Origin of the sequence: Peribacillus sp. NPDC097198, from assembly GCF_044762055.1 — a bacterium.
Lineage (GTDB): Bacteria > Bacillota > Bacilli > Bacillales > DSM-1321 > Peribacillus.
Genome location: NZ_JBIWDO010000001.1, coordinates 512735 through 535404, shown reverse-complemented (window position 1 = coordinate 535404; position 22670 = coordinate 512735). Strand labels below are relative to the sequence as shown.

Annotated in this window: 20 protein-coding genes; 10 read left to right on the top strand and 10 right to left on the bottom strand. The window is 42.3% G+C overall.

The window, feature by feature from the left end:
- Positions 1-66: 66 nt before the first annotated feature.
- Positions 67-1602, bottom strand: a complete 1536-nt coding sequence (locus ACIQXQ_RS02560) for a solute symporter family protein (RefSeq protein WP_402870058.1) — start codon at positions 1600-1602, stop codon at positions 67-69.
- 7 nt (positions 1603-1609) lie between these two features.
- Positions 1610-1936, bottom strand: a complete 327-nt coding sequence (locus ACIQXQ_RS02555; RefSeq protein WP_402871295.1) for a DUF485 domain-containing protein — start codon at positions 1934-1936, stop codon at positions 1610-1612.
- Between the two features lie 356 nt (positions 1937-2292).
- Here ACIQXQ_RS02555 and ACIQXQ_RS02550 point away from each other — a divergent pair, with 356 nt between their 5' ends.
- The 4 genes from ACIQXQ_RS02550 (at position 2293) to msrB (ending at position 6854) form a co-directional block, all read left to right on the top strand.
- Positions 2293-2964 (top strand): response regulator transcription factor, encoded by a 672-nt coding sequence (locus ACIQXQ_RS02550; RefSeq protein WP_402870061.1) that lies wholly within the window; start codon positions 2293-2295, stop codon positions 2962-2964.
- Between the two features lie 11 nt (positions 2965-2975).
- Positions 2976-4202 (top strand): sensor histidine kinase, encoded by a 1227-nt coding sequence (locus ACIQXQ_RS02545; RefSeq protein ID WP_402955027.1) that lies wholly within the window; start codon positions 2976-2978, stop codon positions 4200-4202.
- Positions 4203-4532: 330 nt separating this feature from the next.
- Positions 4533-5711 (top strand): NupC/NupG family nucleoside CNT transporter, encoded by a 1179-nt coding sequence (locus ACIQXQ_RS02540; protein WP_402870067.1) that lies wholly within the window; start codon positions 4533-4535, stop codon positions 5709-5711.
- A gap of 183 nt (positions 5712-5894) precedes the next feature.
- A complete protein-coding gene (gene msrB, locus ACIQXQ_RS02535) occupies positions 5895-6854 on the top strand; it encodes a peptide-methionine (R)-S-oxide reductase MsrB (RefSeq protein ID WP_402955024.1) in 960 nt (319 codons plus the stop codon).
- Between the two features lie 77 nt (positions 6855-6931).
- Here the strand turns inward: msrB and ACIQXQ_RS02530 are convergent, their stop codons facing one another.
- The 4 genes from ACIQXQ_RS02530 to ACIQXQ_RS02515 all read right to left on the bottom strand — a co-directional run bounded on the left by ACIQXQ_RS02530 (position 6932) and on the right by ACIQXQ_RS02515 (position 11068).
- Entirely contained in the window at positions 6932-8584 is a 1653-nt protein-coding gene (locus ACIQXQ_RS02530) for a glutamine--tRNA ligase/YqeY domain fusion protein (protein WP_402870072.1), read from the bottom strand.
- Positions 8585-8843: 259 nt separating this feature from the next.
- Positions 8844-9584 carry an amino acid ABC transporter ATP-binding protein gene (locus tag ACIQXQ_RS02525; protein ID WP_402870075.1) on the bottom strand — a complete coding sequence of 247 codons (741 nt, stop codon included), beginning with the start codon at positions 9582-9584 and terminating at the stop codon, positions 8844-8846.
- 12 nt (positions 9585-9596) lie between these two features.
- Entirely contained in the window at positions 9597-10262 is a 666-nt protein-coding gene (locus ACIQXQ_RS02520; protein ID WP_402870078.1) for an amino acid ABC transporter permease, read from the bottom strand.
- Positions 10263-10288: 26 nt separating this feature from the next.
- Positions 10289-11068, bottom strand: a complete 780-nt coding sequence (locus ACIQXQ_RS02515) for a transporter substrate-binding domain-containing protein (protein ID WP_402870080.1) — start codon at positions 11066-11068, stop codon at positions 10289-10291.
- 499 nt (positions 11069-11567) lie between these two features.
- Between ACIQXQ_RS02515 and purU the strand changes: the two genes are divergently transcribed.
- Positions 11568-12470: a formyltetrahydrofolate deformylase gene (gene purU, locus ACIQXQ_RS02510; protein ID WP_402870082.1), complete on the top strand. Its 903-nt coding sequence runs from the start codon at positions 11568-11570 to the stop codon at positions 12468-12470.
- A gap of 65 nt (positions 12471-12535) precedes the next feature.
- On the opposite strand, the gene ACIQXQ_RS02505 is transcribed toward purU, so the two are convergent.
- From ACIQXQ_RS02505 to ACIQXQ_RS02495, 3 genes are all read right to left on the bottom strand, one after another.
- Entirely contained in the window at positions 12536-13192 is a 657-nt protein-coding gene (locus ACIQXQ_RS02505; RefSeq protein WP_402955021.1) for an SIMPL domain-containing protein, read from the bottom strand.
- A 135-nt stretch (positions 13193-13327) separates the two neighbouring features.
- Positions 13328-13522, bottom strand: a complete 195-nt coding sequence (locus ACIQXQ_RS02500; RefSeq protein WP_057914066.1) for a YwbE family protein — start codon at positions 13520-13522, stop codon at positions 13328-13330.
- 112 nt (positions 13523-13634) lie between these two features.
- Positions 13635-15155, bottom strand: a complete 1521-nt coding sequence (locus ACIQXQ_RS02495) for an FAD-dependent oxidoreductase (protein ID WP_402955018.1) — start codon at positions 15153-15155, stop codon at positions 13635-13637.
- A gap of 360 nt (positions 15156-15515) precedes the next feature.
- Here ACIQXQ_RS02495 and ACIQXQ_RS02490 point away from each other — a divergent pair, with 360 nt between their 5' ends.
- Positions 15516-16709, top strand: a complete 1194-nt coding sequence (locus tag ACIQXQ_RS02490) for an Alp7A family actin-like protein (protein WP_402870090.1) — start codon at positions 15516-15518, stop codon at positions 16707-16709.
- An 8-nt stretch (positions 16710-16717) separates the two neighbouring features.
- Complete coding sequence (locus tag ACIQXQ_RS02485; RefSeq protein ID WP_402955015.1) at positions 16718-17266, top strand: hypothetical protein; 549 nt, start codon at positions 16718-16720, stop codon at positions 17264-17266.
- 116 nt (positions 17267-17382) lie between these two features.
- Here ACIQXQ_RS02485 and ACIQXQ_RS02480 read toward each other — a convergent pair whose 3' ends face one another.
- The gene (locus ACIQXQ_RS02480) at positions 17383-18675 is read right to left on the bottom strand and encodes an NCS2 family permease (protein ID WP_402870094.1); all 1293 of its coding nucleotides are present in this window, start codon (positions 18673-18675) and stop codon (positions 17383-17385) included.
- Between the two features lie 306 nt (positions 18676-18981).
- On the opposite strand from ACIQXQ_RS02480, the gene ACIQXQ_RS02475 reads away from it, so the two are divergent.
- Genes ACIQXQ_RS02475 through ACIQXQ_RS02465 form a run of 3 tightly spaced genes read left to right on the top strand, consistent with a single transcriptional unit; the run spans position 18982 to position 22649 of the window.
- Positions 18982-20493, top strand: coding sequence for a DEAD/DEAH box helicase (locus tag ACIQXQ_RS02475; protein WP_402870096.1), 1512 nt, complete (start codon positions 18982-18984; stop codon positions 20491-20493).
- Between the two features lie 14 nt (positions 20494-20507).
- Positions 20508-21416 carry a phosphotransferase gene (locus tag ACIQXQ_RS02470; protein WP_402870099.1) on the top strand — a complete coding sequence of 303 codons (909 nt, stop codon included), beginning with the start codon at positions 20508-20510 and terminating at the stop codon, positions 21414-21416.
- A 33-nt stretch (positions 21417-21449) separates the two neighbouring features.
- Positions 21450-22649 carry a class I SAM-dependent methyltransferase gene (locus ACIQXQ_RS02465; protein WP_402955012.1) on the top strand — a complete coding sequence of 400 codons (1200 nt, stop codon included), beginning with the start codon at positions 21450-21452 and terminating at the stop codon, positions 22647-22649.
- The last annotated feature ends 21 nt before the right edge of the window (positions 22650-22670 follow it).

The window sequence follows — 22670 nt, the reverse complement described above, 5'->3', positions numbered from 1 at the left end:
AAATAGCTGGAATGTTACCAAATAGGAAAAGAGGGGAAAAATGATCCCCCTCTTTTCCTATTTGGGTTAAATTGAATCCTTCATCCCCGTATTAGCCTTGACTAATATTTCATCATATTTCTTGGCATCCGCTTTTTTACTGGACAACAAGGTTCCTACGATTGCAGCGATAAAGCCAATCGGGATGGAGATGATTCCTGGATTTTCAAGAGGAAAGAGCGGATTCCCTACAAAGATGGCATTCCCATCCGGAGACCAGACATTCGGGCTTAAGAACACGAGCAACAGGGAGCTGATTAGGCCGACAAGCATGCCTGTGACTGCTCCGGCTGTGTTGAAGCGTTTCCAGAATACCGTAAAGAGAATGATGGGAAGATTGGCGCTAGCGGCAACGGCAAAGGCAAGGGATACAAGGAAGGCAACATTCATATTTTGGGCAAATAGAGCAAGGATGATGGAAAGGATGGACACACCGATGGATGCCCAACGAGCGGCCACGACTTGTTCTTTATCAGTGGCTTCACCTTTACGAATGATATGACCATAAAAATCATGGGCAAAGGCGGAGGCGGCAGATAGAACAAGACCGGCCACAACCGCTAAGATGGTAGCAAAAGCAACGGCTGATACAAAGGCGAAAAGGAAATCTCCGCCTAGGGCTTCAGCAAGCAAGGGAGCAGCCATATTGCCAGCAGAATTCGCTCCAACGATTTTGTCATACCCTACGAAGGCTGCTGCCCCGAATCCAAGGAATATGGTCATGATATAGAAAATTCCAATGATCCATGTAGCATAGACCACGGACTTTCGCGCAGTGATGGCATCTTTCACTGTAAAGAATCGAATGAGTATATGCGGAAGTCCAGCCGTTCCTAGCACGAGGGCCAGATTGAGTGATAAAGTGTCCAATGGATCTTTAAACTTGTTTCCTGGGTTCAGGAAATCACCTCCGAGAGGAGTGGCTGTTTTCATCTGCCGGAACATCTCCAACACACTGAAGTCGAATTTTGCCAGTACGATAATGGAGATGATGAATGTCCCGGCCATCAATAAAACGGCTTTGACGATTTGCACCCAGCTAGTTGCGGTCATCCCACCAAATACGACGTATACGGTCATTAAAACCCCAACAATGATAACGGAGTATAAGTAATCGATTCCAAGTAATAATTTTATGAGGGCGCCTGCACCGACAAGTTGGGCAATCATATAAAAGGTAGAAATGGAAATCGTATTTAAAGCAGCCACGCCGCGTACCTTCTTTTCGTTGAAGCGTGCAGCAATCATGTCGGCAAGAGTGTATTTCCCAAGATTACGAAGGGGCTCGGCTACAATATAGAGTACGACGAGGTAAGCGACTAGAAAACCGATGCTATAGAAGAACCCATCGAATCCAGAGAGTGCGACCATCCCCGCAATTCCCAGAAATGAAGCGGCGGACATATAGTCCCCGGCTATTGCCCAGCCATTTTGCCAACCGGTTAGACTGCTATCCGCCGTATAGAAGTCAGCTGTCGTTTTGGTACGGCGTGAGGCAAAGAAGGTTATGACCAAGGTTAGACCGACTATGAGAAGAAATAAGACAAAAGCTAGTACATTCATGCCCTCTTCACCCCCTTCCTTTCGCTTCTTTTATAATATGTTCGACAAGCTTGTCGAAAGTTGCAGCTTTTTTGGAGTAAAGCACACATAGGGTCCATGTCATGATGAATTGTGCGAAGGCAAGCACCCAGGCCCAACTGATAGCGCCGAAAGCATTTGAATTCAGGACTGTAGAATAGGAAGTGAGAATGGGTAAGGAGAAATAAAAGACCATGAAAAAGATGGAAAGTGGAACGATGAACTTACGTTTTTTTCTAAGGAGATCTTGAAATGATGGTGATTGGACAATTTCGGTGTAATTTTTGGAAGCGCTTACTTTTTGATCTTCAGCCATTGATTCATTTGATGGCAATGTGGTTCCCCCTTTATAAATCAAGATAATTTACCTAGTGGAGCCCGATAACACTCTCAGTATATATTTATTAGAATATTTTGTAAATTTAATTTTAAAAAAATCCCCTTTTTTTGTTCGACATAGAATTTAGTAAAGCGAAGAAAAGAAATCTTCGTTCATTTGTTACATATAAAGGCAGCCATCATTAAGGAAAAGTTAAGCTTCTTTCGTAATACTGATTTCATCATACATCTTTAAAAAAAGCAGGCTGATGTTGTCTGGTTTTCTTTTATATATATAAAGGGGTAGGATTACAATATATTTACAGGAGAATTTTGTCAGGAGGGAGCCTTTTGATGAAGGTATTAGTGGTAGAGGATAATGCTTCGTTATTAGAGTCAATGAGGCAAATTTTAGAGGATGAATATGAAGTGGATACAGCTGATAACGGGGAAGATGGGCTTTTTTTGGCCCAGCAACGTATATACGATATCATTCTTTTGGATGTAATGCTTCCGGGTATGGATGGATTCGAGATCATCCGCCAAATGAGGAACGCCAAAATTGATACGAGTGTTTTATTTTTAACCGCAAAAGATTCCCTGGAGGATCGGGTAAAGGGCCTGGAACTTGGAGGGGATGATTACTTGGTCAAGCCATTTCAGGCAGCCGAGCTTAAGGCAAGAATACGGGCTCTTCTGCGTAGGAGTGGAATTCTTTCGCTTGAGCAAGGTTGGAAGTACCGAGGAATTCAATTGTTGGAGAAGGAAAAGGGTATTTTGGTAGAGGGTGAGGCGGTAAGACTAACGCTGAAGCAATATGAATTGCTCGAATACCTCATTCAAAACAAGGGAAAAATCCTTACCCGTGAACAGATTTTTGACCGCATCTGGGGGTTTGACTCCGATACGACGATCGCAATTGTTGAAGTGTTTGTGCACCATTTAAGAAAGAAATTGGAACCCTTTCAATACCATAAGGACATACAGACTATCCGAGGAATTGGCTATATGTTAAAACAACCTTAAGGGGGGTTAGCATGTTTCAAAAAACGAGGCTTCAGTTGACATTATTGAATTCAATCGTCTTCATAGTTCTTATTGCGATATTAAGCAGAACAATTTATTTCTATACGGAAAATCAGATTTATAAAGAAGTGAATGACTCCTTACGTGAGCAAAGGATTGGGGGAATGCCGGGGGGAATTCGTCCCCCAGGTGAATTTCAGTTAGGCCCAGGTCCGAGTGTGATCGTTTGGGGTCCGAATGAAACAATCATTGAGCCAAGGTTGAACGAAAACAGTTTCTTCAAGGTCAATGAACCAGAGTTTTTCCCGAAAACGTTTGATGAGATTGAAGAAATTTCTGTCGATGGTGCTACATACCGGGCGGTTTCCACACAGGTAGAAACAGAATACGGAAAAATGACGTGGCAATTCATTCGGAATGTAGATTCGGAAAAAGCTATGCTCAATCGCTTATTGCTCATATTGCTCATGGGTGGAGGCATCGGAAGCCTTTTGGCCATTGGAGCTGGGTACCTTTTAGCGGGGAGGGCCCTCATCCCGATAAAAAAATCATGGGAGCAACAGCAGCAGTTCGTTTCCGATGCTTCCCATGAAATCAGGACACCTCTTGCTGTCATTCAATCGAAAGCTGATTTGTTGTTTCAATCACCTTCCGCGACAATCGAGGAAAAAGCGGTTGATATATCGATCATTTCCAAAGAAGTGCGACGTTTGAATAAGTTAGTTACAAACCTTTTAACCTTGACACGAACGGATTCCAATCAAGTGGAGGTTACAAAAGGAAAGTTTTTCTTAGATGAAGTCATTAGCGAAGTTGTTGAACAGTATATTGATATAGCTTCTTTTCAGAATAAAACAATGGTTAGCTTAGTACCGGAGCAGGTTGAGTTTTTTGGTGACAAAGAAAGAATTCATCAATTATTGGTGATATTAGTGGATAATGCATTGAAGTTTACGGAAAAAGGCGGGAAGATTTCGATAACCTGCGTCAAGAGCGCTTCGTCCATCATTCTATCTGTAGAAGATGATGGGAAGGGGATTCCTCAAGAGGAACTATCGAAAATCTTTGATCGATTTTATCAAGTGGAACAATCCCGTTCCTTAAACGAAGGGTCAGGGCTTGGTCTCTCTATTGCCAAGTGGATTGTCCAAATGCATCAAGGGATTATTAAAGTGACGAGTGAAGAGAGAAAACGCACGCGTTTCGAAATTACCTTTCCCAAAAAACCAAAGATATAAATAAAAAGATAGGCTCTAATTTCCCCTTTTATCTTAAGGGAAAGTTAAGGGTCTTTTTTAACCCTAAGTTTTTTTTGATCGTTGCTGTTTCGTTAGATGTGGATATAGAGAAACCAGTTGGGGAAACTTTTAATAAAATGGGTTTGTCAGTTACCAAATATTGTATTGTGCTTATAGAAAAAAATTAATTGCACTACAAAAAATATTAGTATAGTATATAAAATTGAAGAGGTACGGACAAGGTATTTTGGCTAAAAGAGAAAACGCTTGCATAATTCTTTTAAGGTACCAGTTAAAATAAATTAAATTCACCTAAGTGGAGGCCGCATAATGAAATTTCTGATAGCAATTTTAGGGCTGATCGTCGTTTTTGGACTTGCTGTATTAGTGAGCAGTGACCGTAAGAAAATCAAAGTTAAACCAATCATCATAATGATCCTGATTCAGCTTATCTTGACGTATATATTATTAAATACGAAGTTTGGTCTTGTCATCATCAATGCTATTGCTGACGCATTTGGAATGCTTTTGAAATGGGCCAATGAAGGGGTAACATTCGTCTTCGGCGGAATCGTCAATGAAGGCGCATCACCGTTCTTTTTAAATGTTCTTCTTCCGATTGTCTTTATATCCGCCTTAATTGGTATTTTACAGTATTTAAGAATCCTTCCATTCATTATGAAGTGGATTGGTTTACTAATCAGTAAAATAAATGGGATGGGTAAGCTTGAATCCTATAATGCGGTTGCTTCGGCTATCGTTGGTCAATCAGAAGTATTCATTACTTTGAAGAAACAGCTGGGTGCCATACCGCCTTCACGTATGTACACGCTTTGTGCATCGGCCATGTCCACTGTATCCATGTCGATTGTAGGAGCTTACATGACTATGGTTGAGCCAAGGTATGTGGTGACAGCCATTGTTATTAACATGTTTGGTGGATTTATTATCGCTTCTATCATCAATCCATATACAGTTTCCGAGGAAGAAGATATTCTCGCTGTTGAAGAAGGGGCAGAAAAGCAATCCTTCTTCGAGATGCTCGGAGAATATATCATGGATGGATTCAAAGTGGCGATAACTGTTGCTGCCATGTTAATTGGTTTTGTCGCATTAATCGCTGGTATAAACAGCTTATTCGACTTGATTCTAGGTATTAGCTTCCAAGAAATCCTAGGATATATCTTTGCTCCATTTGCCTTCATCATGGGTGTTCCGGCATCTGAAATTGTATCTGCTGGTGGAATCATGGCCACTAAATTAGTGACGAATGAATTCGTTGCCATGTTGAGCTTAGCGGATGCTGGATTCAGTGAGAGAACTTTAGGTATTGTATCGGTGTTCTTGGTATCTTTTGCAAACTTCTCATCAATCGGGATTATCGCTGGTGCAGTTAAAGGACTAAATGAAAAGCAAGGGAACGTTGTGGCACGATTTGGCTTGAAGTTACTTTATGGTGCGACGCTTGTCAGCATTCTATCAGCCATCATCGTCAGTGTCATCCTTTAATAGGTTCCAGGCTATAATAAATGATTATGTAAGGCACTTAGGTTGATTCCTAAGTGCCTCTTTTTATAGAATGGCATGACAGGAAAGAGTGAAGCGCCATCCAATCTTCAAGAGACTAGAAGGGTTTTCTTGTTTGGATATGTAATAATAAAACAAAATAAATAGTCGGAAAGGGTGCCAAGTGTGACAGTGAATGATAGAGAGATCGCGACCTTTGCAGGGGGATGCTTTTGGTGTATGGTAGCTCCCTTTGATGAGATGGATGGAATGATTGAGGTGACTTCGGGGTATACGGGCGGGAAGGTACCGAACCCACGTTACAAGCAGGTAACTTCGGGTCAGACCGATCATGTAGAAGCGGTTCAGCTAGTGTTTGATCCATGCCTCATTTCTTATAAAGATTTACTTCGGATATTCTGGCAGCAGATTGACCCTACCGATGTTGGTGGACAATTTTCTGATAGGGGTAATCAATATAAATCTGCGATATTTTATCATAATGATCGTCAACAGTTAGAAGCCGAGGAGTCCAAGAAAGAATTAATGGGGAGTAATCTGTTCGATGACCCCATTGTAACGGATATTTTACCAGCCATGGAGTTTTATCCTGCTGAGGAATATCATCAGGATTTCCATAAAAAGAATCAATTTAGGTACGCCTTGTATCGTAAGGGTTCAGGCCGCGATGCTTTCTTAAAAGAAAACTGGCCTAAGGATCAATCCCACCTTAAGGAAATCTTGACTGAGAGGCAATTTTTCGTTACACAGGAAAATGGGACAGAGCCACCTTTTGACAATGAGTACTGGGATCATTTTAAAGAAGGCATCTATGTGGATGTCGTTTCTGGAGAGCCCCTATTCAGCTCCAGGAATAAGTATGATAGTGGATGTGGATGGCCAAGCTTTACAAAGCCGATCATGTCTGCCAGTGTTCATGAAAAGATTGACGTAAGCTATCGATCTACCCGTACTGAGGTGCGGAGCAGGGAAGGCGATTCCCATCTAGGACATGTGTTTTCAGATGATCCTGCCCCCAAGGGAACTCGTTATTGCATCAATTCGGCTGCACTTCGGTTCATCCCTAGAAATGAAATGGAAGAGGAAGGTTACGGAGACCTATTATTGCTATTTCAGATGAAGTGATGCAAGATGAATCAAAAGGCACAAGCATATGAAAAGGACCAAACTCCATTATGGAATTTGGTCCTTTTCATTAGTTTTTATAATTTAAATGAACTCTTCAAGCTAACGATTTGATTGAAGACGAGCTGATCGGATGACGTAAGTTTAGGATCGACATTGTAATAGCCATGTCTGAAAAACTGGAATTTATCCTGTGGCTTGACGTCTTTCATATTAGGCTCAACAAATCCTTGTAAGACTTCTATGGAATCAGGGTTAACCCGCTCTAAAAATGATTTTTCTTCTTCTTCATTTTGCTCATTATCCAAGATTAAAGGTTGGAAGTTACGGAATTCTGCTGAAATAGCTTGTGTAGCTTCGACCCAGTGAAGTGTCCCTTTCACCTTACGGCCAGTGAAACCAGATCCGCTCTTTGTTTCAACATCATATGTGCAATGAAGCTCAATGACATTTCCAGCCTCATCTTTTATCACGTCTTCGCATTTAATGAAATAAGCGTGTTTCAAACGGACTTCATTACCCGGGAAAAGACGGAAGTACTTTTTCGGTGGATTCTCCATGAAATCATCTTGCTCGATGTATATTTCACGTGAAAATGGAATTTGTCGAGTACCCATCTCAGGTACTTCGGGATTGATTTCAGCTTCAAGCATTTCAACTTCACCTTCTGGATAGTTGGTGATGACGACTTTAAGTGGCTTTAAAACACCCATGGTACGTGGAGCCTTCAGCTTCAAATCCTCACGGACAAAGTGATCAAGCATTTGGGAATCGACGACACCACTTGTTTTAGCAACACCTATTTCCTGGCAGAAAGCACGAATCGCTTCCGGTGTATATCCCCGTCTCCGTAAACCGGAGATGGTAGGCATACGTGGATCATCCCAGCCGTCGACAAATTTCTCATCGACAAGCTGTTTCAATTTACGCTTGCTCATCACCGTATTCGTCAGGTTTAAACGGCCAAATTCATATTGTTGTGGTTTGCTTTCCATTTCACAATTATCAACGATCCAGTCATAAAGCGGACGTTGATCTTCAAACTCCAACGTACAGATGGAATGAGTGACGCCTTCAATGGCATCCTCAATTGGGTGAGCAAATGCATACATCGGATAGATGCACCATTTATCTCCTGTATTGTGGTGTTCCGTATGGGAAATACGGTAAATAACAGGATCCCGCAGGTTAATATTTGGCGAGCTCATATCGATTTTTGCACGCAATACCTTTTGGCCATTCTCAAATTCGCCGTTACGCATCTTTTCAAATAGCTCAAGGTTTTCCTCAACCGTTCTATTGCGGTAAGGGCTATCTTTTCCAGGTTCCGTTAATGTTCCACGATATTCACGGATTTGGTCTGCGTTTAGGTCATCCACATAGGCTAGACCTTTAGTGATAAGCAATACAGCCTTTTGATACATCTTATCAAAGTAATCGGAAGCAAAGAAAAGGTTATCCCAGTCATAACCAAGCCATTTAACATCTTCCTTGATGGAATTGACATACTCAATATCTTCCTTCAATGGATTCGTGTCATCGAAACGCAGGTTCGTTTTCCCATTGAATTCATCAGCCACACCAAAATTCAGTATGATGGATTTTGCGTGCCCGATGTGTAAGTAACCATTTGGCTCAGGAGGGAAACGGGTGACGATATGATTATGTTTTCCGGACTCTAGATCATCGTTTATAATATTTTTAATAAAATTTGAAGAGTTATGTTCCAACAGAATTCGACCTCTTTCATTTATATACTTCTTTTAATTTTACCTGTATATATACCATAAATACAGACATTTTTCCATGTTCGAGCCGGAATGGGGGGAGTGAGGATATATTCTGAAACAATTCATCTAGTATTTAGTTTGCACATTTGGGAAGAATATATCCCTGAAACTTTGGTGGCAACTGATAAATCTATATAACTAGTATTGTTCAGAAAAGAAGCAATGCAGAGTTTCTCTGCATTGCTTCGGATGGTGTCATTTAAAATACAGTCGTTTGTAAAAATTCCTTCGTCCGTTCTTCTTTTGGATTGGAGAAAAATTCCGTAGGTGGGCCGCTTTCTATCACACGTCCGTTGTGCATGAAGACAATCCAGTCTCCTACTTCACGGGCAAAGCTCATCTCATGGGTCACGACGACCATTGTCATGCCTTCAATGGCCAGTTCCTTCATTGTCGCTAACACTTCACCGACAAGTTCCGGGTCGAGAGCGGAAGTGGGTTCGTCAAAGAGTAGGATATCCGGTTTCATGGCTAGGGCCCGAGCTATGGCAACCCGTTGCTTTTGCCCACCCGATAGTTTGCTTGGGTAGACATCCGCTTTATCCGAGAGTCCCACTTTAACCAATAACTCTTTTGCTTCCTTAATGGCTTGGGCCTTAGGGACCTTCTTGACGTGAGTAGGTGCTTCTATAATATTCTCAAGCACTGTCATATGTGGGAAAAGGTAAAAATGCTGAAAAACCATGCCCACTTTTTCCCGAATCTTATTAATATCATGTTTTCCAGGCTGAATCTCTGTTCCCTCGATCAGGATCTGTCCACTGTCCTTTTTCTCTAAATAGTTCAAGCAACGGAGCAATGTACTTTTACCAGAGCCACTAGGGCCTATCAGGCAGACTACATCGCTATCCAGCACCTTCATATCGATATCCTTAAGCACATGAAGATCTCCATATGATTTATTCAAGTTTCTTATGCGAATCATTTCTTTTTGTTCCATGTTCATTTCCCCCTATCGATCGCTAATGGACAGTTTCTTTTCGAATGCATTGACGGCTATGGTTAAGATTGCTACAAGTATCAAGTAATAGACGGCTACAATCAGAAGGTAAGTCATTTCATCAAAGTTATTAGATCCTAACGTAGTGGCAACGTTAAAGAGCTCATTCATTGAGATGAATGCGGCTAATGAGGAATCCTTAAGGCCGATGATGAATTGATTGCCTAGTGGTGGCAGTGCACGGCGGAAAGCCTGTGGCAGGATGATTCTTCTTAGTGTGAGAGACTTGCTCATTCCTAGCGAGCGACCAGCTTCCACCTGTCCTTTGTCGATGGATTGAATCGTTCCACGAAGTATTTCCGAAATATAAGCACCGTTATGGAAGGCGAGTGCAAGAGATGCTGCCCAAAAATCAGGAAGCAGGAAGATGTTACTAATACCAAAGTAAAGGATGAATATTTGTACGATCAATGGTGTACCCCGGACTAGGAATACATAAGCATCTGAAATCCATGCGAGGATCTTAATATTAGAAATTTTTAAGAGTGCAAAAAGTAATCCGATGACGGTCCCCACTAAAATGGATACGACAGTAAGCTCCAAGGTGAGGAGCATGGCTCGGATGAACACATCCGAAGAGCTAAATAATGTATCAAAGAAATGTGAAAAACTTGGCAATGGAACAACTCCCTTTCTATCTATCTTTATTCAGGTTTGGTCGTGATATCTTCACCAAAGTACTTTTTGCTGATTTCAGCAAGCGTTCCGTCTTCACGGAGATTGTCGAGTGCTGCATTGACACGTGCGAGCAACTCAGGGTTATCTTGTGGCAGTACAATCGCCTGCTCACTCCGTTCAATCAATTGTCGTCCTTCAATTTCAAAGCCTTCTTTCACGGCTTCTTTTCCGGTGACAAAATCCGTTATGACAGCATCATGACGCCCTCCGCTCAATGCTTTAAGGGCCGTGATGTCGCTATCATAGGTTTTTACATTGGTTGTATATTCTTCAGCGGTGTTTGCGTATGTAGAACCTTTAGACGCGGCTACTTCTTTTCCTTTTAAATCCTCGATTGTCTCGATATCACTATCAGGGCGCACAAAGATTTGAGGACCAGAGTAGTAATAGGGAGTAGAGAAGGAAACGTGTTTACTACGCTGTTCATTGATGGTATGACTGGCAACAGCTGCATCTGCCCGACCAGTCTTGACCCCTTCAACAATTCCTTTGAATTTTATTCGCTTAGGAACTGCTTCAAGTCCTAATTCTTTGGCAATGGCCGTTCCCACCTCGACATCAAATCCAGTTACAGTCATGTCATCATTGACATAGCTGAATGGTTTGAATTCACCTGAGGAAGCGAAGATGAACTGATCCTCATTAATCAGCTTACTACCATCTTCAAGCTGATCCTTCTCAGCACAGCCGGACATGAGACCAAGAATGACCAATAATGCAAGAATGAATTTTACTGATAATTTCATGATTATTTCTAATCCCCCTTTTAGGTACTGATAAAGTGTTTTATACCCAACATGTCTTCTGTCATAACCTCCAATTTTGGGAAGAACGTCCCAAAATGTCCAAATATCAAAAAAAATCGTCCTTAATCAGGCCGATTCTTGTCTTTTAATCTCTTTTACTATGCAATTCTTAGAGGTTCTAGGACTTTGCATTTACTTCTTCTATATTTCCCGTTATGTTCAAGTCACTGGATAGCTGGGTGTCTATCAAGTCATTGAAAATCCAATCGAAAAAAATCCCCCTTATTAAAACGGTACGCAAGTGGAAACCACCGAAGAAATAATAAAAAAGCCGGTATACGGGGATGTATTACCTTCCAATCCGGAGTGGGTGTTGAAAGCAGTACAGGTTTCAGACAAGGATTATCGTGCTTATTAATCGGGGAGTAATGGACTGACTTTAACATTGCTGACGAAATAAAGTATAATAGAGCCAAAAAGACGAAGGGCAGTTGGGATAATGGTGAACAACTTTGTGCAAGAGCAATTACAGGCATACCGTGAAAAAAATGAAGATAGAGGACGTTTGATAATAAAATGTCCGGATCAACCAGGCATAGTCGCAACGGTAACGGCTTTTTTAAAAGAATATGAAGCGAATATTGTTGAATTGAGTCAGTATTCCATGAATCCAAATGGCGGGACTTTTTTTACTAGAATTGAATTTGATTGCCCCAACTTAAAAGCGAAATCAGGAGACATGGAAAAAGATTTTCAAGAAATTTCAGAAAAGTTTTCCATGCAATGGACGTTCAATTACGTTAGTGATTTAAAGAGGACGGCGATTTTCGTTTCGAAAGAACCACATTGTCTACTTGAGTTGTTATGGGAGTGGCAAAGCGGCAATCTACTGGCAGATATAGCGATGGTCATCAGTAATCATGAAGATACTAGGGAAATTGTCGAATCCATGAATATTCCTTTTTATTATATTCCGGCAAATAAAGAGATTCGTAAAGAAGTGGAAGCGCAGCAGCTTAAATTGCTGGAGGACTTTAAGATTGATTTAATCGTATTGGCTCGATATATGCAGATTTTGACACCCGATTTCGTGGCAGCCCATCCGAATAAAATCATCAACATCCATCATTCATTCCTACCTGCATTCATAGGGGCTCGACCTTATGAACGCGCATATACCCGCGGTGTTAAGTTGATAGGGGCAACATCCCACTATGTGACAAATGATTTAGATGAAGGTCCCATCATCGAGCAGGACATAGAACGTGTCGATCACCGTGACTCTGCAGAAGAGATGAAGAAAATTGGTCGTTCTGCAGAACGCAGGGTACTTGCTCATGCTGTGAAGTGGCATTTGGAAGACCGTGTTCTTGTTCATGAAAACAAAACAGTCGTCTTTTAAAAACAAAAACCCTCTATTGGCAAGTAGCCTTGCCAATAGAGGGTTTTACTTTGGAAACCGGCAACTTAGTAAGTATATTCCACTCTTACTGTAGCGGTAATGTTCAATTCACCAGGTTGGATGGGGGTAGTGGCTGCTTTGGTGTAGGAACTGGTTTGGAAAAGAACAGGAGGAGTTGTTTCCGACATTTCTTCAACGAGAGTGGGAATGGGGTTCAAGGTAACTCCTATCGTTCTCGCCATGGAGAGTGCTTTTTCATAAGCATTCTTTAAAGCTAGTGAAAGGGCTTGATTGTAATAGACCTCTGGAGTGGACAAGGAAAAACGGATATTGGAGATGGAATTGGCCCCATTGCTGACAGCCGTGTCAATTATGATGCCAATGGCCTCAATCTCAGTTGTTTGGACTTGGATTATATAATGGACCTTATAATTTTTAAACAGTTCTTTTCCACCAACATAATCATATTGCGGGTCAATCCTATATTCACTCGTTTTCAATTGATCTTCGGAAATGCCAATGGACTTCAGTCCAGCAATGACTCGTGCAATGCTTTGTGAATTGGCTTGTTGAGCCTTCCGGGGGTCCTCATCCTCTGTTATGACCCCCAGGGTAATGGTCGCCTGATCAGGGGCAGCCTGAAGCGTCTCAGAGCCGGACACCTTTAAAGCGTGAGGGTTATCAAGATAATTTCGATTGGGGGTGCTAAATTCCTGATTCATAAGACACCAACCTTTTATAAAAGTGAGTTTATCCTATTGTACGGGACCGTAAGGGAAAACATGCTCCCTTTTGTTGAAGGATTGATCGAAAGAATAAGGATATAAAAAAACACTCGGTTTCAAACCGAGTGCATGTTATTTATGAATGACCTGGACCCTGCCAACTTGGCCGTCTGTCAACCGTACTTTTATTCCATGTGGGTGACTGCTAGAGTTTGTTAAGATGTCCTTTACTGTACCACTTGTTAGTTTTCCGCTTCGTTGATCTGCTTTCAGTACAATGTCTACAGAGGTTCCTGGAGTGATATCTTTTCGGTTTTTACCGTTCATTTTACTTCAATCCCTTTTAGAGGTATTTGCAAGTTACTGCAGTCCCTTCAGTATAAGGAAAACAGTTGTTATAGTCGAGAATAATAGGGCAATGTACGCTAGGTATCCGTTATTACCGAATTTTCTTGAGGGGCTCGACTGCAGGACCTTCCATAACTTCTCCAGTAATAGAGTAACGTGAGCCATGGCACGGACAATCCCAAGTCCTATCCCCACTGTTCCACGCGACTTCACATCCCATATGGGTACATGTCGAGTCCACGATGAATAGTTGACCTTCTTTATCTCGGTAACACCCAGCCTTATCCCCATTCACTTTGACAATGGCCCCTTCATCCAATCCTAGGTCGTCTGGCTTTTTATGAAGGATGGAAAGCTTGCCCTGAATCATATGCTTCGCGACATCCGCATTATCTTTCACCATGTTTTTCATTCCATCTAATCTGGCGGGATCATACAAGTCCGCATATCGGTTATCCTTTTGTAAAATGCGGTCAGTCAAGATTTTTGCGGCAATGGTTCCATTTGTCATGCCCCATTTTGCATAACCGGTTGCAATGAGCACCCGGGGATGATTGGGGGTTGCCGGGCCAACGAATGGCAGGTCATCAGGCGTCACGATATCCTGAGCCGACCAACGGTAAGGGATGTCCTCCACTTTGAAATAGTGGGAGCCAAAATCCTGTAAAGCCTCATAATGGTTTATTGTGGATATACCTTGCCCGGTTTTATGCCCTTCTCCGCCTACAAGAATCAGCTTTTCACCATTGTCGTTTTCCGTATAGCGAAGGGAACGGGAAGGGCTATCCGCGCTATAAAACATGCCTCCCGGATATTCCTGTTTCATCCTAATGCCAAGGACATAGGATCTTTTTACATGGACCCGTGCAAAGTATAAACCCATCTCATCATTAAAAGGAAAATGAGAAGCGACGATGACATGGTTGCATTTAATTTTATGACCATCCTCAGTCAGAACGGTCGGATTCTCTCCATCTTCAATCTTCATGGCTGTCGTATGTTCAAAGATTTTCCCGCCACCATCCAGAATGGGGGAGGTAAGTCCCAGTAAATATTTCAATGGATGGAACTGTGCCTGGTCCTTCATGATTACCGCGGCTTTGCATGGAATGGAGAAGGGTATAGTGTCGGCATAATCACCGGGAATACCGAGTTTACGATAGGCCCTCAATTCTTTTTGAATCTTACTAACATATTCTTCAGTATTTGCATACACATAAGCATCTTGTTTAGATAAATTACATTCTATAGAATGTTCCTCGACCAATTCCTTGATTAAATTCATTGCTTCAGTATTTGCTTCATAGTATAGTTTTGCCTTTTCCTCGCCATGCGCTGCAATTAGCTTGTCATAAACCAGTCCATGCTGGGCGGTAATCTTGGCTGTTGTATGTCCTGTGGTTCCGTTTAGGATCTCGCTCGCCTCAATGAGTGTGACTTGAACTCCTTGCTTGGCTAATAGATAAGCGGAAGTTATGCCTGTGATCCCGCCCCCAACAATCAAGACATCTGTTTTAATATCTTCTTCTACCTTGGGGAATGAAGGAAAAGTCAATGTACTTCTCCAGAAGGGTTCAGGATACTGTGGGAGTTCTGTATTTTTTTCAGTCATTTTTAAATTCCTCCAGACGTTTAGGAATGGTTTCCGTTTATTACCATTCCCTTTCACCTAGCTTTTTATCCTCTTTTTGGTAGATGGATGTTATAAAAAGGAAATGGTTTGCATTGTATACAAAAATGTATACATGTAAACAAAATAAGATAGTTTGTAAACAATATAGTAAACGTGTTTACAAACACGTATACATGGCTATATACAAGGTGTGTACACACTTGTTACTAATGTATACAAAATGAATACATATTTTAGGAAAAGGTATATCTATCGAATCATTGACTATTATGGTATTTTTTTCTATTCTTATTAAAGTACACTGTCTGGCATTTTTTTAAAAAAAGGGGATGTTTTAAGATGAGTTCTAGAATCGCAGCAGTAGATGTAGGTAATGATGCTATCAAAGCTATTTTTGGAAAACTAGAGTCTGAACTATATATACCGAATGTCATTGCAAAAGATATTGAGGACCGGCCGGTCATCGGGATAGAGGAACTGGATGAGAATAACCCATTGGATGGAATTCATATAAGAGTTCACTCACCAGCACTTCAAGATAATAATGCTATTTACCGTGTTGGGAATTTAGCGACAAAAAGTGATAACCCTACAGAATTGGATTTAGGCAGCAGTAAATCGGAAGAAGACCAAACGTTGATCATGCTTTTTGCGGCACTGGCATTGGATGCGGCTAAACAGGGGAACAATGATCGCTTCAAAAAGGTTAATAATGTCGTCGAAGCGAACTATACGTTGGGTACGGGCCTTCCGCTCCGTGAAGTGAAGGAAGGGAAAGATGTCGGATATCGCTCGAAATTAGTGGGTTCGGTTCACCAAGTGGAATTTTTAATCACGCCTAAATATCAGGGATTGAAAGTGAATATTAAATTTGATGAAGTGAAGGTCTATCCTGAAGGGTTTGCAGCTTATATCAATCTAGTAATGGACAATGATTTGAACATCATTAACCGTGAGCTGATCGACAAAAGAATTCTTATTCAAGATATCGGCGGACTTTCGACAGATATCGCGGTCATTAAGAACCGTAAAGTGGATGATGATAAAGCACAAGGGTTTAATCTTGGTGTGGCTGAAGCACTCGAATCAATTCGTGAGGAAATCAGGAAGAAACATGGTGTCGAATTGGACAGCAGACGTGACGTGGTGGAGATTATCACGAAAAAAAACGACCGGAACCATATAATGGTCCGTGGAAGTCGGACAAGTGTGCATGATATTGTCGACCGCATTTTAGGGGAGCTTGCAAAAAAACAATATCGTCATCTTCGCAACGTTTGGAAAAAGAATTCACAGACGGAGATTTGCTACTTCGTAGGTGGGGGTTCAATTGTACTGAAGGATTACTTGAAAACACTCAATCAAAACTTTGATGGGTACAATATCGACTTTTTTGAAGATGAAAGAGAAAGCGTTTGGATGATGGCCAACGCCTATTACAAGCTGATTTCCGACTTTAAACGCCGGAATTCAAAGGAAGAGCAACAATCTCAACATAAGAAGAAAGAACAACGTACAGGTTCAGTTAAATAGGTGAGAAAATGAAAAAAACAGCTTCTTCTGAAATCAAAAGAGGACAGGCCATCACTTTTCGTATCCCTTCAGATGTATCCGATTATACGTTAAGGCAGCTGCAGAAATTAAAGGAAACGGAAAGAAGAAATTTTTCCAGTAAGATTGCAGAGTATGTTCTTGATGGCGTTGGGCAATCCTCTCATCAGGAACGGGAGATGGTTGCCTTGCCCATGCCGAATAAGCTTAGTAAATCTCAGCGTGACTGGCTAAAGCATTCCCACTCAGAAGCAATGCTTGGAACGATTTTGTACCATCTTTTATCCGATCCTTTACGGGCTACGGCCTTGTTGGCCTCACTAAACAGCAATGGAATCAATGAGGATGTCTATGTAAAGGAAGAGGAAGAATTGGTGGAGAGGAGTTTGGAAGAAGAACCGAAGGAATTACCCGAAATGGATTTGGATGATTTTGATTGGAGTTTCGATGAGACTTCAGAACAGCCAGAGCAGCCGGAACCAGAAGAGGAAAACCTGGATGATCTTCTTGGCGACTTTCTTGATCAAATGAATCAGTAAAAGAGGAAGGGTATCTGACAACATGTTGGATATCCTTTTTTTGATAGGATTCGAAGGGGGTTAAAGGCGAGGATAGGACATGAAAAGAGGAACCGTGATGTCACGGTTCCTCTCTTTTATGCTAAGAAAATGAGTTGGTAAAGAAAAAGAACGGCAAAGATGTATACTAACGGATGGACTTCTTTGAATTTCCCTCTTGCGATTTTTAGTATTGGATATGAGATGAATCCAAGTGCTATACCATTGGCGATACTTGAAGTAAGAGGCATCGTAACAATGACCAAAAAGGCTGGGAAAGATTCGTCGAAATGGGTCCATTCAATCTCATTGATGCTTTTGATCATCATGCTACCAACTATGATCAAGCTAGGTGCAGTGATGGCCGCAATATCTGATACTGCCCCGATAAGTGGGCTGAAGAAAGCAGTGACCAAGAAAAGAATGGCTACGACAAGAGCGGTTAACCCTGTTTTACCACCTGAACCTACACCGGCCGAGGACTCCACGGAGGCGGCAGTAGGGCTTGTACCGAACATGGCTCCGATTGTTGTCCCAACGGAATCCGCGAAGAAAGCACTTCCTGCTTTCTCCAACTTTCCGTCTTTCAATAACCCAGCTTGGCGCACAATCCCGATTAGGGCTCCGGTGGTGTCGAAAAGCATAACGAGAAGGATGGAAAACACTACACCATATAGGCCGTAGTTTACAACATCCGCAAAAGAAGTGATTGGATTAGCGACAATGATGCCCTCGGGTAACGATGGCACCGAAACAAAATGTTCAATTTTAAGTTGTCCAGTAAATAGGGCAATGATCGCTGTAATGATCATCCCGATGAAAATGGAACCCTGAATCTTACGGACCATTAAAATGATGGTTATTACCAAACCGATTAAGGTAAGTGCCACTCCTGGGTCTCTGAAGCTCCCTAGGGTCACCAGGTTCGATTCATGACTCGTTACGACCCCAGATAAACGAAGCCCGATAAAGGTGATGAATAGACCAATCCCGGCGCTGATAGCATGTTTCAGATTATTGGGGATCGCTTCAATCAGTTTAGACCGGAAAGAAGTAAGCGATAATATGACGAAGATAATCCCTGTAACAAAGACTGCCGAAAAGGCAACCGTGTACGAGATATCATGCGTGCCTAGGACAGAGTACGCGAAATAGGCATTCAATCCCATCGCAGGAGCAATGACAATCGGATAATTGGCTAGAAAAGCCATGAAAAGAGTACCGACTAAGGTAGCGATGATGGTTGCTGTAAAAGCCTGTTCAAAAGGAACACCAGCATCAGAAAGAATTTTGGGGTTTACAACGATGATATAAGCTAATGTTAAAAAGGTTGTAAGCCCTGCAAGGACTTCTGTCTTAATATTCGTTTTCCGTTCTTTTAATTTAAACATGCGGCCACTCCTTCTTTTTATATACAAAAACTCCTTGTACGGACATTTACAAGGAGGAGACGCCCACCTTTTTCCAGGCAAGTAGCTCAAATAGTATAGTTAGTCAGAAATTTAAAATCTTATAAATTATATTAGAAAAACATCTAAAGCACAATACCATGAAAAATTTTCTCTCAAAAATAGATAATGATATACTAACAAAGAACTTGGAGTAAAGGAAATTGCCTTAGTGTAGAATCAATAATAGACAATGGATGTAATGATGATTTAAATAAGATATCACAAATATAGAGAGTAGGCCGATACATGACAAATTTCATCGAGCTTGGCATAAGCCCAGAAATTAACACGATATTGAAGCAAACCGGCATAACCAGCCCAACCCCGATACAGGAAAAATCGATACCTGACATAATGGCGGGACGGGATGTCATCGCGAAAGCACAGACAGGAACAGGGAAGACATTGGCATTTTTGCTTCCAATATTAGAAAAAGTCGACCCAAAAGCTTCCCACGTTCAATCATTAATCGTCACACCGACTAGGGAGTTAGCGTTACAGATAACGGCTGAGCTGAAAAAGTTCGCCAATGAGATCGAGGAATTGCAAGTGCTAGCCGTGTATGGTGGACAAGATGTGGAGCAGCAAATGAAAAAGCTGACACGGAATATTTCTGTCGTGGTAGCTACACCGGGCCGATTATTAGACCATTTACGAAGGGGAACCATTGATTTATCCCAAACCGAAACGCTTGTTTTGGATGAAGCGGACCAAATGCTCCATATTGGATTTTTACCGGAAGTGGAAGAAATCATGGGACAATTGCCAGAGACAAGACAAACGTTGCTCTTTTCCGCGACGATGCCAGAACAAGTCCATCAGTTGGCGAAGCGTTATATGGATAGACCATTGACAGCTGCTGTTAAAGCTGAGCAAGTGACGGTCGAGCAGATCCGTCAACTTGTCATTGAAACGACGGATAGGGCCAAACAGTCCTCACTGATCAGCATCATAAAGGAAGAACAGCCATATCTGGCGATTGTTTTTTGCCGGACAAAGCGCCGTGTTTCTGTTTTGAACGATGCTTTAAAGGCGGCTGGTTTCAACTCGGATGAACTTCATGGGGATTTGTCGCAGGCAAAACGAGAGCGCGTCATGAAAAACTTCCGGGATGCGAAGCTTCAATATTTAGTGGCCACGGATGTTGCTGCGCGTGGGCTGGATGTTGAAGGCGTGACACATGTTTTTAACTACGATGTTCCTGAAGATGCCGAAAGCTATATCCATAGGATAGGACGTACAGGAAGGGCCGGTGAGCATGGATTAGCCGTAACCTTTATTGCTACGAAGGATCTTCAGCTTTTGAGTGATATTGAAAAAGGTATTTCCATGAAAATTGAACGGAGAAAGATCGAAGGGGTTAAGATGTTCCAGCCGGGCGAAGTCGAGAATAAACGGAAGCGTCATGACCGCGACTCATCTGAAGGGGAAGCGCGTCGTCCACGTTCTGGTGGTGGACGCCGTCATAGAGAAAGAATCGATACGCGAGGTCCGAACCGAGGAAGTCACCGCTCCGCTAATCAGGCCGACAATCGTGAGTTGAGTCTAGAGAATACACGTGAGGGCTTTGCAAACCGAGGTCCTAAACGCGAGAACACACGAGGAGATCATAGGGATGAAAGTCGGGGACGTAGTCGCGACAATGTCCGAGGAGAACGACAAGGAGGGAGTCAAGGCAGAAGGGGGAATACCCATAGTCCGAATGGGAACCGTCGCAATGATTCAGGAGGTTCACCTAGCAGGGGCAGAAACCGATAAAGGGGGAAGGAGAATTGGACAAACCATGGTTGGCAGAATATCCAGTTTCCTTAGAACTTGCAAAGAATTTGATAAAGAAGCAGTTTCCCGATGTGGGCTTGGAAAAGGTGAGGCAAATCGGGGAAGGGTTTGACAATACGGTCATTCAGTTGAATGAGGAGTATGTATTCAGATTTCCCCGAAGACCCATTGCTGTTACCTTAATTCAAGTGGAAAACAAGCTTTTGCCTTCATTGGCCGGAAATCTTCCGCTAGCCATTCCTGAACCGGTCTTTTTTGGAGAGCCGAGCAGTAGTTATCCATATCCCTTTACTGGCTACAAAATGGTGAAGGGACACTTACCTGTGAAGGAAACCATGGAAAGTAAGATTTCCTCGGCAATAAAGTTTGCCCACTTCCTGAAAGTGCTTCACGGGTTTCCTGTGCCAACGGCGAAACAATTGGGTGTACAGCCTGATGGAATGCGGAGGCTTGATGTTTCTTTCCGGCAGGACAGCCTTGATGAGCAACTCTTAGCATTAGTGGCACTAGGCTATTCTGAACAGGCCCATGCCGTTTCGATGTATTTGAAAGACCTGGATGTATCGTATGAAGGGACATGCGATACCCTTGTCCATGGTGATATTCATGTCCGGAACGTCTTGCTCGATGCCCAGGGTGTACTAATGGGCATCATTGACTGGGGGGACGTTCATATCGGGCATCCAGCTATCGATTTTTCTTTTTTATACAGCTACTTTCCAAAAGAGGCGAGACGGTCCTTTTTTGAAATCTATGGTGAAATTGAAACCGAAGTCAAAAACCTGGCAAGATTTAGGGCGATTTACATGCTCGTCAGGCTGCTTGTGTATGGAATCGATCGAGGTGACAAAGAACTGATCTCCCTCACGCGCACAGGTTTGTCGTTGGCTATGGAAGATTGATTCTACTGATTTTTACTGATCTAGGAGGTTCGCATGAACGGAAACTATTTACATACAATTACATGGATAGGGGAATTGCTTGAGGATGAAAACATTCCCTATCAATTTACGGGACCCTCCGCTTTATTTATACAAGGGGTTGAAATAAAGGATACTATAAATGTCTCGGTCGACGTGCAGTGGGATGTTTTTGATGAAACATTTTCCCTTTTCATAGATCATGCTCCTTCACAGCCCGAAAAGAATCCTGAAACAGCCTTTTTCCAGGTTGAAAAGGATGGAATACTGATTACGGTCCGCTGTTTATTCAATAGGACAATTAAAACGGATCCTTACCGACTACTCATACCAGTAGGGGAAACCGAGCTTTGGTGCCAATCCCTATACAGCTACCTTTACAATGCTGAAATGCAGAGTAATCGTGATGAAATCCATGCGTATCTATTATCGGCACAAAAGGGCTTTACAGCTGAAAATGAACAGGCCTGGAATCAAAATAATTATCTAGCCCTTGTGAACCGTTACGGTAAACCGGATGAATTGGCAGGGAAGATCAAGCACAACCCGCGATGGAGATTGCATCCATTTTATAAATATATGGGAGACATAGTGGGTCGGAAAGTCACACATTTAATGGGATCGAATGGGGTCAAGGCAGTCGCCATGGCGATGTTGGGAGCTGACGTTAAGGTCGTGGATTTCTCTCGGGAAAATGCTACTTTCGCGAACGAACTGGCTGAATCATCCGACGTCAGCATTGAATATATTGTCTCGGATGTGCTGTCCTTGCCGCCCGAACATGCATTAGGAGACCAGGACTTGGTCTTGATGGAACTGGGTGTCCTTCACTATCTCATAGATCTGCAGCCATTATTCGAAACGGTAAAAAGGATGTTGAAGCCGGGGGGACGATTCGTGCTGCATGAGTTCCATCCAATTTCGACGAAACTCATAACCTCTTCTGGTAAAAAACATAAGGTGACAGGCAATTATTTTGCTCCTGCCATTGAAAATAACGAGGTGGCTTTTTCCAAACATATGCCTGAAGAAGATAAACAAAGCCTTTCGAAAGTGGTCCAACGCAAATGGACCATGGGTGAACTCATAACGGCAGTCGGAGAATCCGGTTTGATCATCAAAGTCCTTGAAGAAGAACCAAACCACAAAATCCATGACATTGGGATACCTAAAACGTATACGTTAGTAGCTGAACGTAGTGGGGACATGCATTAATCATTGAGCATGACCAGTCCC

Coding starts and splice junctions, on each gene's coding strand:
- ACIQXQ_RS02555 (WP_402871295.1), bottom strand. CDS start 1,936: ATGGCTGAAGATCAAAAAGTAAGCGCTTCCAAAAATTACACCGAAATT.
- ACIQXQ_RS02515 (WP_402870080.1), bottom strand. CDS start 11,068: ATGAAATTATCAGTAAAATTCATTCTTGCATTATTGGTCATTCTTGGT.
- ACIQXQ_RS02525 (WP_402870075.1), bottom strand. CDS start 9,584: ATGGAACAAAAAGAAATGATTCGCATAAGAAACTTGAATAAATCATAT.
- purU (WP_402870082.1), top strand. CDS start 11,568: ATGGTGAACAACTTTGTGCAAGAGCAATTACAGGCATACCGTGAAAAA.
- ACIQXQ_RS02560 (WP_402870058.1), bottom strand. CDS start 1,602: ATGAATGTACTAGCTTTTGTCTTATTTCTTCTCATAGTCGGTCTAACC.
- ACIQXQ_RS02490 (WP_402870090.1), top strand. CDS start 15,516: ATGAGTTCTAGAATCGCAGCAGTAGATGTAGGTAATGATGCTATCAAA.
- ACIQXQ_RS02480 (WP_402870094.1), bottom strand. CDS start 18,675: ATGTTTAAATTAAAAGAACGGAAAACGAATATTAAGACAGAAGTCCTT.
- ACIQXQ_RS02545 (WP_402955027.1), top strand. CDS start 2,976: ATGTTTCAAAAAACGAGGCTTCAGTTGACATTATTGAATTCAATCGTC.
- ACIQXQ_RS02495 (WP_402955018.1), bottom strand. CDS start 15,155: ATGACTGAAAAAAATACAGAACTCCCACAGTATCCTGAACCCTTCTGG.
- ACIQXQ_RS02540 (WP_402870067.1), top strand. CDS start 4,533: ATGAAATTTCTGATAGCAATTTTAGGGCTGATCGTCGTTTTTGGACTT.
- ACIQXQ_RS02475 (WP_402870096.1), top strand. CDS start 18,982: ATGACAAATTTCATCGAGCTTGGCATAAGCCCAGAAATTAACACGATA.
- ACIQXQ_RS02485 (WP_402955015.1), top strand. CDS start 16,718: ATGAAAAAAACAGCTTCTTCTGAAATCAAAAGAGGACAGGCCATCACT.
- ACIQXQ_RS02465 (WP_402955012.1), top strand. CDS start 21,450: ATGAACGGAAACTATTTACATACAATTACATGGATAGGGGAATTGCTT.
- ACIQXQ_RS02505 (WP_402955021.1), bottom strand. CDS start 13,192: ATGAATCAGGAATTTAGCACCCCCAATCGAAATTATCTTGATAACCCT.
- ACIQXQ_RS02500 (WP_057914066.1), bottom strand. CDS start 13,522: ATGAACGGTAAAAACCGAAAAGATATCACTCCAGGAACCTCTGTAGAC.
- ACIQXQ_RS02550 (WP_402870061.1), top strand. CDS start 2,293: ATGAAGGTATTAGTGGTAGAGGATAATGCTTCGTTATTAGAGTCAATG.